The organism is Victivallis vadensis, from assembly GCF_003096415.1.
Lineage (GTDB): Bacteria > Verrucomicrobiota > Lentisphaeria > Victivallales > Victivallaceae > Victivallis > Victivallis vadensis.
The window spans coordinates 18,140-32,626 of sequence record NZ_QEKH01000012.1; the positions used below are offsets into that span (position 1 = coordinate 18,140).

Annotated in this window: 12 protein-coding genes and 1 pseudogene; 6 read left to right on the forward strand and 7 right to left on the reverse strand. The window is 61.1% G+C overall.

Annotated features, from left to right (window positions below; translation table 11 throughout):
- Nucleotides 1-2: 2 nt before the first annotated feature.
- Nucleotides 3-794, forward strand: coding sequence for a carbohydrate-binding family 9-like protein (locus C8D82_RS08535; RefSeq protein WP_165832945.1), 792 nt, complete (start codon nucleotides 3-5; stop codon nucleotides 792-794).
- 60 nt (nucleotides 795-854) lie between these two features.
- Here the strand turns inward: C8D82_RS08535 and C8D82_RS08540 are convergent, their stop codons facing one another.
- The 5 genes from C8D82_RS08540 to C8D82_RS08560 form a co-directional block, all read right to left on the reverse strand.
- Nucleotides 855-1,643 (reverse strand): polysaccharide deacetylase family protein, encoded by a 789-nt coding sequence (locus tag C8D82_RS08540; protein ID WP_116883859.1) that lies wholly within the window; start codon nucleotides 1,641-1,643, stop codon nucleotides 855-857.
- A 173-nt stretch (nucleotides 1,644-1,816) separates the two neighbouring features.
- Nucleotides 1,817-2,344: a hypothetical protein gene (locus tag C8D82_RS08545; RefSeq protein ID WP_116883860.1), complete on the reverse strand. Its 528-nt coding sequence runs from the start codon at nucleotides 2,342-2,344 to the stop codon at nucleotides 1,817-1,819.
- A 123-nt stretch (nucleotides 2,345-2,467) separates the two neighbouring features.
- A complete protein-coding gene (locus C8D82_RS08550; protein WP_116883861.1) occupies nucleotides 2,468-3,556 on the reverse strand; it encodes an exosortase-associated EpsI family protein in 1,089 nt (362 codons plus the stop codon).
- Nucleotides 3,549-4,412: an archaeosortase/exosortase family protein gene (locus C8D82_RS08555; RefSeq protein WP_116883862.1), complete on the reverse strand. Its 864-nt coding sequence runs from the start codon at nucleotides 4,410-4,412 to the stop codon at nucleotides 3,549-3,551. Before C8D82_RS08555 ends, C8D82_RS08550 begins: the two co-directional genes overlap by 8 nt.
- A gap of 7 nt (nucleotides 4,413-4,419) precedes the next feature.
- Nucleotides 4,420-6,747 (reverse strand): tetratricopeptide repeat protein, encoded by a 2,328-nt coding sequence (locus C8D82_RS08560; RefSeq protein WP_133245118.1) that lies wholly within the window; start codon nucleotides 6,745-6,747, stop codon nucleotides 4,420-4,422.
- A gap of 307 nt (nucleotides 6,748-7,054) precedes the next feature.
- On the opposite strand from C8D82_RS08560, the gene C8D82_RS08565 reads away from it, so the two are divergent.
- The 5 genes and pseudogenes from C8D82_RS08565 to C8D82_RS08585 all read left to right on the forward strand — a co-directional run bounded on the left by C8D82_RS08565 (nucleotide 7,055) and on the right by C8D82_RS08585 (nucleotide 13,044).
- Nucleotides 7,055-8,164: a GAF domain-containing protein gene (locus C8D82_RS08565; protein ID WP_116883864.1), complete on the forward strand. Its 1,110-nt coding sequence runs from the start codon at nucleotides 7,055-7,057 to the stop codon at nucleotides 8,162-8,164.
- Between the two features lie 220 nt (nucleotides 8,165-8,384).
- Nucleotides 8,385-9,293 (forward strand): cysteine synthase A, encoded by a 909-nt coding sequence (cysK, locus tag C8D82_RS08570; RefSeq protein ID WP_116883865.1) that lies wholly within the window; start codon nucleotides 8,385-8,387, stop codon nucleotides 9,291-9,293.
- Between the two features lie 52 nt (nucleotides 9,294-9,345).
- Nucleotides 9,346-10,634, forward strand: a pseudogene (locus C8D82_RS08575) (O-acetylhomoserine aminocarboxypropyltransferase/cysteine synthase family protein).
- A gap of 124 nt (nucleotides 10,635-10,758) precedes the next feature.
- Nucleotides 10,759-12,051 carry a Vi polysaccharide biosynthesis UDP-N-acetylglucosamine C-6 dehydrogenase TviB gene (gene tviB, locus C8D82_RS08580; RefSeq protein WP_116883866.1) on the forward strand — a complete coding sequence of 431 codons (1,293 nt, stop codon included), beginning with the start codon at nucleotides 10,759-10,761 and terminating at the stop codon, nucleotides 12,049-12,051.
- A 3-nt stretch (nucleotides 12,052-12,054) separates the two neighbouring features.
- Nucleotides 12,055-13,044, forward strand: coding sequence for an SDR family oxidoreductase (locus C8D82_RS08585; RefSeq protein WP_116883867.1), 990 nt, complete (start codon nucleotides 12,055-12,057; stop codon nucleotides 13,042-13,044).
- Between the two features lie 352 nt (nucleotides 13,045-13,396).
- Here the strand turns inward: C8D82_RS08585 and lpoB are convergent, their stop codons facing one another.
- Nucleotides 13,397-14,008, reverse strand: coding sequence for a penicillin-binding protein activator LpoB (lpoB, locus tag C8D82_RS08590; protein WP_116883868.1), 612 nt, complete (start codon nucleotides 14,006-14,008; stop codon nucleotides 13,397-13,399).
- A gap of 16 nt (nucleotides 14,009-14,024) precedes the next feature.
- A complete protein-coding gene (locus C8D82_RS08595) occupies nucleotides 14,025-14,480 on the reverse strand; it encodes a YcfL family putative periplasmic lipoprotein (RefSeq protein ID WP_165832946.1) in 456 nt (151 codons plus the stop codon).
- Between the last annotated feature and the right edge of the window lie 7 nt (nucleotides 14,481-14,487).

Consider the following 14,487-nt stretch of genomic DNA (forward strand, 5'->3'; position numbering starts at 1 on the left):
TAGTGATCAGGGCGGTGGCAGGGCTGGCGGCGCTTTCAGCCGCCGTGCTGTTGCAGGCGGCGGAACCGCTGCCGCGGCTGGAAGTGCCGCATACGGCGCGGCCTCCGGTAATCGACGGCGACCTGAGCGATCCGGCTTGGGCGGGCGCGGCGGTGATCCGGGGGCTGCGTCCGGCGCTGGGATGTTCCTATTGGGACGCGGTCGACCGCGAGCCGACTGAAGTCCGGTTGCTGTGGGACGAACGCTTTTTGTACATCGCTTTTTCCTGTACCGATCGCGATATCGTGGCCGATCCCGGATTGAAGCGGGACGGCGACGTGTACGAAGCGGATGCGTGCGAATTTTTCCTCGATGTCTCCGGGGAGGGGAAAGAATGGTTCGAGTTGCAGGTCAGCCCGCTGAATCAGGTGATGGATACGGTCAGCTCTTTCACGGGCGGACCCGGCGGTTGCACCGATACCTTGCGGATCAGGCCGGAGCTGCTGGAAACGGCTTACCGCACGACCCGCGCGTGGAACGCCGCCGGCTTGCGGAGCGCGGCGGGAAAACTGGTGTGCGGCGGCCGTGTGATCGGCTGGACCGTGGAATTTGCGTTTCCGGCGGCGGCGGTGAACCTGACGGCCTGGAAGCCGGGCGGATTGCGGATGAACTTCGTGCGTTACAATCACGGTTTCACCACGGCAGACGCGGAAAAGCGGTTTTCCTGCTGGAGTCCGGTTCAACACGGTTGTCCCCACATTTCCCCGGCGGCAATGGGCCGCGTATTCCTGAAGGAACGGCTGCTTGTCCGGTAGGAAAAAGGCGGGAGAAAAATCTTTCCTCTCCGCCTTTTTTCTGCTTATTTACGCGCCTTTTCAGATCGCGCGGGTTTCGCCGGGAGCGACCGGCAGGATGGTGTCGCCCTTTTTGATCCACAGCGTTTCGGCGCTGGGATTGCAGAGCATTTTCCCGTCCGCGGAGGTCACGGCGGCGCGGATCGCCTGAATGTAGCGGTAGACCTGGAGGTTGGTCGCGTACCAGATGTCGGGCCGGTTGCCCATCATTCCGGCGAACTCCTCCATCTCGTTCCAGTTGTCGTCGTTGTCGAATTCGTAGGCGTGCCCCCATACGTACATCAGCGGGAGCGGGTGGCGGTTGAAGTCGAGGAACGCCCTGCCGCGTTCAAGCATTTCGTGATGATGGCAGGTCCCCTCCCAGTGCATGAACTCCTGCGGCCAGCCGAAGCCGCCGGTGGTGCGCGTGTCGCGGGAGTAGACGATCCCGGCGGCGCGGGCGATCGCGACGACCTCCTCATTCCACGTGCCGAAGGGATAGGACATGCCGACGACCGGATAGCCGCACAGCGATTCAAGCCCGCGGCGGTCTTCGAAGATTTCACGGATCACTTCGGTGCGCGGCTGGCGTTCGAGGAAAGGGTGGGTCGCGGTGTGGCAGGCGACCTCGTGGCCCTGATAGAGATCGTGCACCTCGTCGGCGTTCAGGCGGTTGCCGTGACCGAACGTCGCGTAGTTCAGATGGAACGTGCCCTTGAGACCGTTCCGGTTGAAGATTTCGATCAGGCGGCGGTCCTGGCGGACGCCGTCGTCGTAGCTCATCGTCAATGCCTTGAGTTTGCCTTCCGGATAGAGAAACGCGATGCCCATGATAGTTTTGATCCTTCTGTTTTGATGCCGGAATTCAGGTCGGCCGCCTGAGGTACCGGTTTATAAAAATATCCCGGAACAAGGCGGTTTTCAAGCGTTTTTCCCGTGAAAGATGCCGGAAAAGACACGGCCGGTCCGCGGCAATGCGGACCGGCCGGAATAATTGCGGAGAATCAGTTCAGCGGCAGCACGGGAACCGTCATTGAACCGTTGAATTTCGACGGGAACGCGACATCTTTCCTGACGACGCCGACTTCGGTCCCCGGGAAACCGGTCACGGTGCAGTTGACCACCTTGTAGACGAAGTAGTCGGTCGTGGTCAGCTCATATTTCGCGCTGAGCAGCATGTCGCACTTGGCCGCCTTGCAGGCGTTGTAGACCGCGGCGGCCTTCGCGTCGCGGATCGGATTCGGGAACAGCCCGGAGAAGGCGGAGAAGAAGGTCGAGTCGCTGGACATGCCGCCGAGCACGGTGCGGTCGGCAAACGCATTGTCGCCCCACTTGATGAAGTTCAGCACGACGTGCATCTGGGCGCTGCCGGAAACCTTCTGGTCCACGTGCCTGATCACCGGTTCATAGACCGCCGGGACCATCGCCTGTTTCGAATCGGAAGCGGCGTCGTTGGTGTTGATCGACGTGCAGCCGGTCGCAATCATCACGACTCCGGCGGCCATTCCGGACAGCATCCACAACTTCTTCATACTACACCTCATGCTATATTTGATTTGCGCACAATTGCGCCGTGGCGGCACCATGCCGCATATTTTATTATGTCATGGGTTCCCGGAAAAAACAACCGTTCCCCGGAGAAAAACGGTCAAAAATCAATTTGCCCGGTTCTGCGCCGCCGCATTCAGGAACTCTCCGAGCCTGGCGCGTCCCTCTTCCTCCGATGTGAACAGCGGCGTGGAGATCTGATACGTATGCCACTGCGTGTCGGCACTCCAGATGCGCCGGAAGCCGAGAAAACTGCCGGTGGAAAAACTCCGGCAGCTGTACCAGACCCACACCAGCAGCGTCGTGCCGGGATTGGAGGCGACGATTTCGCTGACTTCCAGCTTGCGCCCGCCGATCTCCGCCTCGGTCAGGCGCTCGGAAATGATCCGCCAGCCGCTTGTGCGCAGGCAATGGCCGGCCGGATGAATCTGGTGCACGTCGTCTCCGCAGGTCAGCGCCAGCACATTGACGATCCCGGAATCGGCGGCGTAAAAAAACTTCCTCAGCCTGCTGCCGCCGAAGAATCGGCGGTCATCCGCCGTCGGCTCAAGAGAGCGTCCCAGATAACCGCTGAAATTCACCGAATGAAATTCCGGAACAAACGCCGCGCTCCGGCGCTGCAGGGTTCCCGCCTGCCACACTGTCATCAGCACCAGCAGCAGCGCCAGGCAGAAGAAAAAGCTTTCACGGCGCACCCGCCGTTCCCGGAGCAGGCTGAGTCCCAGCCAACCGGCGAACAGCACCGTCAGGATTGCCTTGATCGCCAGTCCGTCCAGCCGGAATATGCTGAAAAAATAGCCGAGCCAGTAACGGCTGCTGGTGCACATCAGCATCAGGATGCCGTAGGCGGGGAAGATGCAACAGGCGCTCCGCCAGCCCCAGGCCAGCCAGGCCGCCGACCAGCTGAACGCCACTGCTCCGATGATTCCCAGCGCATGGTTATCCACTCTCAGCGCCAGCAGGAATAGAGCCAGCGACGGCAGCAGGGCGGCCAGCGCCACCCCGTCGGGCTTTTCGCGGCGTTCCCGGAGCCGGCTCCACGCGATGCCCGCCGCCGCCAGAAACAACGCGCCGAAAATCCAGTCGAACCGGTCCAGCGGAGATTGCCGCCATGCCCGGAACATATAGGGCATTTTACAGGCCAGCGGCACGAAGCCGGCGGCGACCGTCATATAACCGGGCAGTCTCTTATTCATGACTTTCCTCCTTCCGGGCTTTTCCGGTGTCGGGGAACAGTGCTCCGAACCACCAGAACAGCAGCAGTGCGACGATCACCAGCAGATAACCGAGCAGCGTATGCCGGAAATCATCGAAAGCAGCCGCACCGATCCAATGAAACAACAGTACGGTCGCCGCGATCCGGACCGAATTCGCCGCGATGATCGCAGGCAGCATGAAGAAATAATGCAGCACCGCCCACCCCGTCCGGGTATGCTGCCGGCGCACGATCAGGTAGCCGAGAAGCAGCAGCGCTTCGAGCTGGCGTATGCCGCTGCAGGCATCCGTGATCGCGATTTCTGCGCCGCCGACCCGGATCGTGGTCAGGTGGTATTCGACGGCGTCGCCGAAGAGCCGGAGCGTTTCGGCCGACAGACAAGTGGAGATCAGCCGGAGCGGGTAGCTCAGCGCCAGCGTCCAGTATTCCTGATAGGGAATGGCCAGAAAACACAGGAACAGCATCCCGGCCATCCGGAGGCCGATTCGGGTTCCGCAACCGAACAGCGCCGCGGCGAGCGCCGCGAACAGAAGTGCGCATCTTCCCGGCAGGCCGGAACTCACCCCCCACGGCAGCACCGCCAGAACCAGTCCGGCGCCGAGCAGCCCCCAGGCCGTCAGGCGGGCACCCCGGGACGGCCCGGCGGTTGCCGGACCTTTTACGGCATCCCAACCGGCCACGGCGGCGAACAGCACCATCACCAGCGCATTTTCCCAGGCGCCGGAGGAGACGCGCCACGCCTGGAATGCCGCATAAAGCAGCGCTGCAGCGCCCACGGCGACTGCGGGCAGAATGCCGCGGAGCCCTTGTCCGGCAAAACGTGAAAACAGTTTCACGGTAACCTCACTTTTTGATCAGTTTTTCCGCTTTTTCACGAAATTCGACGGCCAGGGGGCTGTTCGGAATCCGTTCCGACAGTTTTCTGCAGGAATTCAGACAGGCGGAATACTCCTTGGTTTCGAACTGTTGCCTGATCAACCCCTCCATCGCGGTCCTCCAGGCCTGAATCACCCGGAGCTCCGGCTTCCCGGCGGCGAGGAGCCGCCGGTCCAGCACCGGCACAGCCCGGTCGAAAGCGCCGGTTTCCGTCAGCCGGATGCCGTAACTCTCCTGTGCCGGGGGCCAATCCGGTTTGGCCAGCCAGGCGCTTTCCGCTGTTTTCAACGCTTCCGCGGACCGGCCGGCGGCGGCGTAGAGCTCCGACAGGTTCACCCGGATCAGTTCGGGATCGGGGTAGCGGTCGGCAATCCTGCTGTAAAGCCGGATCGCCGGCTCCAGATCGTCCGCCAGCGCATGCAGCCGCGCGGCGCGGTAAGCCAGTTCGACGTCGGCCGGAATTGCTTTCAGGCCGGTTTCCAGGGTTGCGGCCGCCTCTTTGTTTTTACCGGCCGCTTCCTGCGCTTCGGCGAGCCGCAGGTAGAGGCGCGGCAGGGATGGAGCTGCCGCAATCGCTTCGCGCAACAGTTTTTCGGCGGCGGCGGAATCCTGCTTCAGCACTGCCGATTCCGCCTCGGCGACTGAGGCAAGGACTTTCAGCTCCGTTTTTTTCGCCTGCCGGAGCTCCTCCGCCAGCTGTTTCAATTCTCCGGCGCGTCGGTTGCGGACACAGAAGCTCAGGTAAAGATCCGCCAGAGCGGTGTCTTCCGGCTGTTTCCGGCGTGCCGCGCCGAATTCGGCGGACACCTCGTCTAGCTTTCCCAGCCCTTCCCGGGCCGCAAGGAGCTGAAACAGAGTGCCCGGATTGCTTCCGCCCGCGGCCCGGTTCCGTTCCGCCAACTCCAGCGCGGCGGCAAATTCCCCCTGCTGCAAAGCGCGGGCGGCGGCGGCATTCAGCAGCACCGGGTCTTTCGGAAAGGCTCCCAGCGCCTGTTTCACTTCCGCCGAACCCAACCGCCCCTGCCGCAGGTCGTCCGCCGTGATCAGGCGGAGCAGCAGCAGTTCCGGTTTCATCCAGCCCTGCACCAGCCGGGCCAGACGGGTGGCGTCTTCGATCCGGTTCTCCCGCACCAGTTCGGCGATACAGGGCAGTGCCATCCCTCCGGCGCGTTCCCGGATTGTCGCCGGGACGGCTCCGTCACGCAGCGCGGTCAATTGCTTTTCCACCTCCGGCAGATCGCGGGTTCCGATTGCGGAATAGAGGCCGATCATGCGCGCCACCGGGGAGCGGACTGCCCCATCCACCAGTTTCAGATTGGCGGCCAGCCGTTTCGGGTCCTTCTCCAGAAAAGCGGTCAGGCTGTCCAGGTAATAGCCGGCCTGCAGCATCGGTTTATTGCCGATCCGGTATTGTTCGCTCAGGGCTTTGAGCTGGTCGAGCTTGTTTTGCGCCGCCAGCGCCTCGCCCAGTTTAACCGCGGTTACGGGGTCCGGGCCGCGTTTCAGCATACTGTGGAAAACCTCGGCGGCTTGCTCGAACTTGCCGTTCTGCAAATAGAAATCGCCGAGCTGCGGTTCGCCGAGCCGGGGATTCGCGTTGGCCGCCGCCCGCCGGAATTTCTCCGCGCCCTCCGTGTCGCCGAGCGTGCTTCGGACCCGGGCGATGGTTTCGCAGACGTCGAAGGCGACGACCGGATCTTCGGAGCTGGTCAACTCCTCCAGCTTTCGGAGCAGCTCCGTCCGGGGCAGCTTTTCCCGGTTCAGGTAAAAGCGCACCAGCACTGCCAGCGGACTTTTTTCGCCGGGGACCGAATCGATCAGTTCCCCGGCGGCCGCTGCCTTGCCGCTTTTCAGGGTAACGAAAGCGAAAATGACCGTCTGTTCCGGCGTCAGTGCGGATTTCTGTTTCTGCCGTTCCAGAGCATTCAGCAACTGTTCGTAGCCGCCGCTGCGCAGCAGCGCCTGCTGATAGCGGGCGACATATTCCGTCTGGAAGGCGTTCAGGCCGGAAGCCCGCCGCCAGAGCTGCGCGGCCCCCTGCCAATCACCTTCCTGCTCCAGCAATTCAGCCAATTTGGCGATTGCGGCTTCATGGTTGCGGTCTTCGCGGATCGTCTCCAGCAGCAGCAATTTCGCCAGGGAGGAATCTCCGGTCTCCATGGCCCGGACCGCCTCATTGTAACGGACCACCTTGCGGTGGCTGCGGAACATAAACCAGCCGAATACTCCGAGGCACCCCAGCGTCACCAGCGCCAGCAACGCCAGCAGCACATAGTTCAGGCCGGATTTTTTCATTCTTTTGCGGTCTGCCATCATTCCCTCCCGCCTTTTGCCGGAAAATTCAGTTCAAAAAATAGCAAAATAAATTAAAATACTTTATTTTTAAACGATAATATACCGTTGGAAAAATATTCTGCAAGAAACCGCCTGAAAAAATGAGGAGAATTTTCATCCGGGGGGCCGAAGCGGCAAACCGGAGAACATTCCGGAAAAATCTGGACGGGAAATTCGGATTTGACTTGTTTTCTTGCTATTTACGTCTTATATTGAGAGCGCACAGTTGTTTTCATTTACTTTATAGCATGAGGTCGTCTTTCATACAATGAATTCCAGTGTCGATAAAAAGAAGGAACTCGGGCTCTGGCTGAAGTTATTGCTGACCAAGCATGGATTGCGTCAGAACAAACTGGCCGCCGAGCTCGGAGTGACCTGCCAATACGTCTCCCAGATCTGTGTGGGAAAAACTTCTTTGCCCTTGAACCATTTTGACCGCATCCACAAACTGCTGCTCTCGCAGGGCGCTTCGGACGATGATCTGAAAAAGCTTTCCTATTTGTATGTCGACTCCCGTGTATCGCTGCCGGACAGCATGCAGATTTCCAATGACGATTACTATCACCTGCTTCAGGAATTGAAAGGGTATGTGGAGAAGGAGCGCGTGATCAACGCCTGTCTGGAAACCGCCGTCGGCACCCGCAATTACGATGACGCGATGCAGGCGATCCTGAACACGATTTCGACTTATGCCGCCCGGCAGTACTGCTATATCTACCGGTACGAACCCGCCGCGGTGCGGCTGATGTACAGCTGGCACGCTCCGGATGTGCCTCCGGTCAAGGGATTCGAGCTGATCGATCTGCCCACTCCCACGCTGTGGGATAAAACACTGGAAGCACACGAACTGATCAACATCTACGATCCGGGCGAAACCCAGCTGGTGCCGCGGGATATCGCGGAACTTTTCCGCCGCAACAATTTCCGGGCGGTACTGGGCACCGGATTATGGGCGGACGGCAGACTTTACGGCTTTATCATCCTGGCTTCCCTGAAGCAGATCCGCCGTTTCAGCGAGCTTGAGGAACGCGTGGTACTGTCGGCGGCCCGGGTCATCCAGCTGCTCACCGAGCGCCAGACCGCCGCGGAGCGGCAGGAGCGGGCGCAGGCCGAAACCGACGCGCTGCTGCACGGAATGCCGTTTCCCGCTTTCCGATTCGGCGAAACGGGCGAGCTGGTCTCGCTCAATACCGCCGGTGAGCAGCTGCTGGGGAGCTCCGCGGCGGAGCTCTGCGGACGGGACGTTACCGACCTTTTCGGCGTCGCGCCGGATTCGCCGTTCCCCGTGACGCTGAACCTCAACGGAAAATCCTGTTCCCTGAGTGCGGTCAGGCAGGGAGAGCATACCTTTTATTTCTGCGTTCCGGCGATGGCCTAGCCGTTTGTCACCCTGTCGGAAGTCAAGTCCGTAAACAGGATTTCACTCTTTCAGAAGCGGAATCCTGTTTACGGAAATTTGCGCTTGGCGAGATTCTATCCGGTTCCTCCGAAAATTCCATCGCCTCCATTTGACTTTTTCTCGAAGCATGATATATTGTCTAAATACAAAACTATACAAGTAGAGTATATTTTGTTTTCAGAATGGAGGAGAGATTATTATGAGCAGAATTGCGAATACTGTTACTGAATTGGTCGGGAATACTCCGCTGGTGCGGATCAACCGCCTGAATGAAGGCAAAGCGGAAATCATCGCCAAGGTGGAATCCTTCAATCCGGGCGGCAGTGTGAAGGACCGGATCGCGCTGGCCATGATCGAGGACGCGGAAAAGCGCGGCGTGCTGAAACCGGGGGCGCTGATCGTCGAGCCGACCAGCGGCAATACCGGCATCGGCCTGGCGATGGTCGCGGCGGTCAAAGGGTATAAACTGATCCTGACCATGCCCGAAACCATGAGCGTCGAGCGGCGCAAGCTGCTTCAGGCATACGGCGCGGAGCTGGTCCTGACCGACGGTATCGCCGGTATGAAGGGGGTCATCGCCGGGGCTGACGAAATTCACCGGCGGACGCCGGGCTCCTTTATTCCGCAACAGTTCGAAAACCCGGCCAATCCGGCCTGCCGCCGCGCCGCCACCGCCGAGGAGATCTGGCGCGACGCCGGCGGCAGGGTCGATGCGCTGATCGCCGGAGTCGGCACCGGAGGTTCCCTGACCGGAATCGGAGAAGTGCTCAAGGAGCGCAATCCGGCGGTCAAAGTGATCGCGGTCGAGCCGGACGCCAGCCCGGTGCTTTCCGGCGGGCGGCCCGGCCCGCACAGGATTCAGGGAATCGGCGCCGGTTTCGTGCCGAAGGTGCTGGACAGTGCGATCATCGATGAGGTTGTGCCGGTTTCCGCCGCCGATGCCGGACGGGTTGCGCGGGAAGCCGCCAGACGGGAAGGATTGCTGATCGGCATCAGTTCCGGCGCGGCGCTTTCGGTTGCGCTGAAAAAGAGCAGGCTTCCGGAATATGAAGGGAAACGCATTGTGGTGATTCTCCCCGATTCCGGGGAACGTTATCTGTCGACCTAGCTTTTTTCCGAACAGGCCTGATCCACCGTAACCCCAAAGGATATCTGATACTATGAGCGATAAAAAATACCGCATTGAAACCCTTGCGTTGCATGCCGGACAGGTTCCCGATCCGACCACCCTTGCCCGTGCCGTGCCGGTCTACCGCACCACCGCCTACAGCTTCAAAAGCGCCAGGCACGGCGCGGATCTCTTCGCGCTGCGGGAATCCGGCAACATCTACGCCCGGCTGATGAATCCGACCAACGATGTGTTGGAAAAGCGGCTGGCCGAGCTTGACGGCGGCGCGGCGGCGCTGAGCCTCTCCTCCGGGACTGCCGCGATCTACTTCACGGTCGCGAATATCCTCCGGCAGGGGGATGAACTGGTTTCCGCCTCCAACCTCTACGGCGGCACCTACACCCAGTTCGACGCGATCCTGCCGCAGCAGGGCATCCGGGTGAATTTCACGCCGGTCAACGACTTCGCCGCTGTCGAAGCCGCAATCAACGGCCGCACCCGCGCACTGTACGTCGAAACCGTCGGCAATCCGGTGCTTGATGTGGCCGACCTGGAAAGCTATGCGAAGATTGCGAAAAAGCACCACCTGCCGCTGATCGTCGATGCGACCTTTACGCCGCCGACGCTGCTGCGTCCGATCGAACACGGTGCGGATATCGTGATCCACTCTTTGTCCAAATGGATCGGCGGCCACGGCACCGGGATCGGCGGGGTGGTGATCGACGCCGGGAAATTCGACTGGAGCGATCCCAGATTCGCGCTCTACAACGAGCCGGACCGGGGATATCACGGCCTCCGTTTCGCCCACGATCTCGGCGCGAACAACCATCTCGCCTTCATCCTGCGGCTCCGGACGGTCGGACTGCGCAATCAGGGGCCGACGCTCGCGCCCGATGCGGCGTGGCAGTTTCTGCAGGGAGTGGAAACGCTGCCGCTGCGCATGGCGAAGCACTCCGAAAACGCGCTGGCGGTCGCGGAGTTCCTGCGGAGTCACCCAAGGTGGAGTGGGTGCGGTATCCGGGGCTGCCGGATGACCCCGCCGGAACGCTTGCCCGGAAGTACCTGAAGAACGGCTTCGGCGGCATGGTGGTGTTCGGCGTGAAGGGCGGCAGCGCCGCCGCGGTCAGGCTGGTCGACAGCATCCGGCTCTTCAGCCTGCTCGCGAACGTCGGCGACGCCAAGAGCCTGATCATCCATCCGGCCAGCACCACGCACTCGCAGCTCAGCGACGAACAGCAGCGCGCCGCCGGGCTGATTCCCGAACTAATCCGGCTCTCCATCGGCCTTGAGCATATCGACGACATCAAAGAGGCGCTTGCCGACGCTCTGGCGCAGCTCTGAAGCGGCGCCTGCCGGAGAGGAAATCCGTTTTTACCGGAAATGGAATGGACGGAGGATTTGCTTTCGGCGGATTGAGGCTGTATATTCTTTCTCCCGCGAGTGTCTGCGGGAGGAGGCATTTTTTATGGATATCGTGGAACGCATTCAGAATGGAACCGTCCGGATCGGGCTGATCGGTTTGGGATATGTCGGGTTGCCGCTGGCGGTCGAATTCGGCAAGGTATTCGACACGGTCGGCTTCGACGTGAAACCGGAACGGCTGGAGATGCTGCGCCGCGGCATCGATACGACGCTGGAAACCTCGGAAGAGGAGCTGCGCGCGGCGAAGCATCTGCGCTATACCGGGGAGATGCAGGAGCTGCAGGAGTGCGATTTCTTTATCGTGACGGTTCCGACGCCGGTGGACAAATACAACCGCCCGGACCTGACCCCGCTTTACCGGGCGAGCGAAACCGTCGGCCGGGTGATGCGTCCCGGCAGCATCGTGATCTATGAGAGCACCGTCTATCCCGGATGCACCGAGGAGGAGTGTGTGCCGATTCTGGAGAAATACAGCAATCTGGCGTTCAACCGCGACTTTTTCTGCGGATACAGCCCGGAGCGGATCAATCCGGGCGACAAGGAGCATACGTTGACTAAAATCCTGAAAATCACCTCCGGTTCCACGCCGGAGGCCGCCGACGCGGTGGACGCGCTGTACCGGGCCATCCTGAAGAACGGCACTTTCCGGGCGAGTTCTTTGAAGGTGGCGGAGGCGGCCAAGGTGATCGAGAACTCCCAGCGCGACCTGAACATCGCTTTTGTGAACGAGCTGGCCAAGATTTTCCACCTGATCGGCATCGATACCGGCGAGGTGCTTGAAGCCGCCGGCACGAAGTGGAATTTCCTGAAGTTCCGTCCGGGGCTGGTCGGCGGGCACTGCATCGGCGTCGATCCCTATTACCTGACCCACAAGGCGCAGGCGCTCGGCTATCTGCCGGAGGTGATCCTGGCGGGGCGCCGGATCAACGACGGCATGGGGCACTATATCGCCGTCGAGGTGGTCAAGCTGATGATCCGCAAGGAGTTGAAGGTGTTCGGCGCCCGGGTGCTGCTGCTCGGCGTCACCTTCAAGGAGAATTGCCCGGACATCCGCAACTCCCGCGCGGTGGACGTCGCGAAGGGGCTGCGGGAATTCGGCTGCGAAGTTGATGTGTACGATCCGTGGGCCGATGTGGAGGAGGTCCGGCGCGAATACGGGTTTGAGGCGACGAACGCTCCGGAACAACTGGCCGGTCGGACATACGACGCGGTGGTGCTGGCGGTGGCGCACCGGCAGTTCAGGGAACTGGACCTCGCTCCCCTGCGCAAGCCGGAGGCGGTGGTTTACGATATCAAGGGGATTCTGCCTCGCGAATGTGTTGATGGGAGGCTGTAACCGGTGAAGCGCAGGATCGAAAACTGCCGGGTGCTGGTCACCGGAGGAGCCGGTTTCATCGGCTCGAATCTGGTCGAAGCGCTGCTGGCCGCCCGCAACGAGGTGGTGGTGCTGGATAATTTCATGACCGGCAGGCGGGAGAATCTGGCTCCTTTCGCCGGAAATCCGGCTTTCACGCTGCTGGAGGGGGATATCCGCGACATGGCGATGTGCCGGAAAGCGGCGGCGGGGGCGGATTATGTGCTGCATCAGGCGGCGCTCGGATCGGTCCCCCGGTCGATCAAGGACCCGATGACCACCACGGAAGTGAATATTTCCGGCTTTGTGAATATGCTGTTCGCGGCGCAGGAGGCGAAGGTGAAGCGGTTTGTGTATGCCGCAAGCTCTTCCACTTACGGCGACAGCACGGCGCTGCCGAAGGTCGAGGAGCGGATCGGCAAGCCGCTTTCCCCTTACGCGATCACCAAATATGTGGATGAGTTGTTCGCGGAGAACTTCAGCGGCATTTACGGCGTGGAAACGGTCGGGCTGCGCTATTTCAATGTGTTCGGGCGGCGGCAGGACCCGGATGGCGCTTACGCGGCGGTGATTCCCCGTTTTGTGCGGAGCCTGCTGCGGCATGAATCCCCGGTGATCAACGGCGACGGCAGTTATTCGCGCGACTTCACCTATATCGACAACGTGGTTGACGCGAACCTGCTCGCGATGGCGGCGGTGGAGCCGGAGGCGGTGAACACGGTCTACAATGTCGCATTCGGAGAACGCACCACGTTGAATGAACTTTTCCTGTACCTGCGGGAGAATCTGGCGAAGTTCGATCCGGCGGTGGCGGGGATCGAGCCGCAGTACGGCCCGGTCCGCGCCGGAGACATTCCGCATTCGCTTGCCGACATCGGCAAAGCGCGCCGCCTGCTGGGGTACGAGCCGGAGATCGGCGTGAAACAGGGGCTGGAGCTGGCGGCAGAGTGGTATTTCAACCATCCGGCCTGGTAGTAGAAGCAGCAGGAGGCCGGGAGGCCATGCCGCTTTCGCGGCAGGCGGGTCTGCAACCCTGCGGTTTGCAGACCTTGTGCGCTACGCGGCCTGATTTTCAATCGCATCTCCGGTGGCAAGGGCGCTTCGCCCCTTGACCCCGACCGGCAACGTGCCGGTGCGGTAAATCGCCCATAGACTTCTCACAACCCATGATTAATAAACCCGGTTTTGTAATTTTTACGCAGTAAAAATTCAAAACCGTACCCGGCGCCGGCACCTTGCCGGTTTGGGGGACCGGGGGGCGAAGCGCCCCCGGCCGCCGGAGGCATTCCCCAGTGGGGGGGGAGGCCGCCGGAGGCATCCCCGTATGTCAATCGAAGATCGATTTGGTTTCCTGCTTGCCGATTTCGACGTTGTCCTCCCAGACGGCGAGGCCGGTCGCGAGGTCGGTCATCACCACGTGGAAGAAGAAATAGGACTCTTCCACCCGGCCGACTTTGCTTTTCTGCTGCACGATTTCGCCGGAGAGGCTCATATCCGGAGAGATCACCGTGCCGCGCTTCTGCACCGTCGCCTGATTGAACAGGTCATCATTTTCCAGTTCGCGCACCTGCCGGGTCGCGGTCTCCTCCGCCCCTTTCGCGCCGACTGCGGTGGTGGTCACCGCCTTGCCGGATTTCAGGATGGCCTGCCGGATCTTGTCGGTCAGGATACGGGTATTTACCGGAGTGGAGGTACTGTTTTTGACCTCGCCGACCATCACGACCGTCTTGCGGCCGTCCGTGCGGGCCAGTGCGCCGGACTCCAGCAGAGAATCGATCGATTTCAATGCGGCGGTCTGCCAGTCTTTCACATCGATTCTGTGGGTGCTGGTCAGCATTTCGTCTCCGGCCGGATCGATCCGGTGGGGGGCGACGGCGCATCCGGCCGCGAGTCCGAGCGCAATGGCGGCGGCGCCGCCGAACAGGGCGTACTGTTTCATATCCGATTTCCTTTCGTCAGTCGTTCTTTTCCTTGAGGCTCACCATAAAGCCGCAGCACTTTGAATTCGGCGCGACGCTCTGGAGGTATCTGGTTTCGCCGGGGTAGAAAATCTCGGTCATCCAGTTCGACGACGGCGAAGCGACCTTCATCCCGTCGGGATCGAACCAGTCGACCCGGTAGTTGATGTAGTAGGGATTCTCGCCGGTGAACCAGCTCCAGATTTCGGGGAAGAAGCCGTAGCGTTCGCTGCGCAGCGCGACCTGAAGTTTCATCGCGCCGCCTTCGGTCCGCGACCGGTGAACCGACATCACCGCCAGCCGGTCGCGGCAGAAGCTGTCGCTCGAAAAACGCTGCAAATCCAGTTGCGATACCTCCGGGCCGCCCGAAAGCGTGTTCACGGTGTTCTGGCAGCCCGCCGCCAGCATTGCCAGCGCGGCGGCACCGGCCGCCAGTAAAAACAATCGTCTCATCCTGTCC

What these genes read in the sequence shown, in the direction of transcription:
- C8D82_RS08565 (WP_116883864.1), top strand. Translation starts at nt 7,055, where the DNA reads ATGAATTCCAGTGTCGATAAAAAGAAGGAACTCGGGCTCTGGCTGAAG.
- C8D82_RS08545 (WP_116883860.1), bottom strand. Translation starts at nt 2,344, where the DNA reads ATGAAGAAGTTGTGGATGCTGTCCGGAATGGCCGCCGGAGTCGTGATG.
- lpoB (WP_116883868.1), bottom strand. Translation starts at nt 14,008, where the DNA reads ATGAAACAGTACGCCCTGTTCGGCGGCGCCGCCGCCATTGCGCTCGGA.
- cysK (WP_116883865.1), top strand. Translation starts at nt 8,385, where the DNA reads ATGAGCAGAATTGCGAATACTGTTACTGAATTGGTCGGGAATACTCCG.
- C8D82_RS08540 (WP_116883859.1), bottom strand. Translation starts at nt 1,643, where the DNA reads ATGGGCATCGCGTTTCTCTATCCGGAAGGCAAACTCAAGGCATTGACG.
- C8D82_RS08550 (WP_116883861.1), bottom strand. Translation starts at nt 3,556, where the DNA reads ATGAATAAGAGACTGCCCGGTTATATGACGGTCGCCGCCGGCTTCGTG.
- tviB (WP_116883866.1), top strand. Translation starts at nt 10,759, where the DNA reads ATGGATATCGTGGAACGCATTCAGAATGGAACCGTCCGGATCGGGCTG.
- C8D82_RS08560 (WP_133245118.1), bottom strand. Translation starts at nt 6,747, where the DNA reads ATGAAAAAATCCGGCCTGAACTATGTGCTGCTGGCGTTGCTGGCGCTG.
- C8D82_RS08595 (WP_165832946.1), bottom strand. Translation starts at nt 14,480, where the DNA reads ATGAGACGATTGTTTTTACTGGCGGCCGGTGCCGCCGCGCTGGCAATG.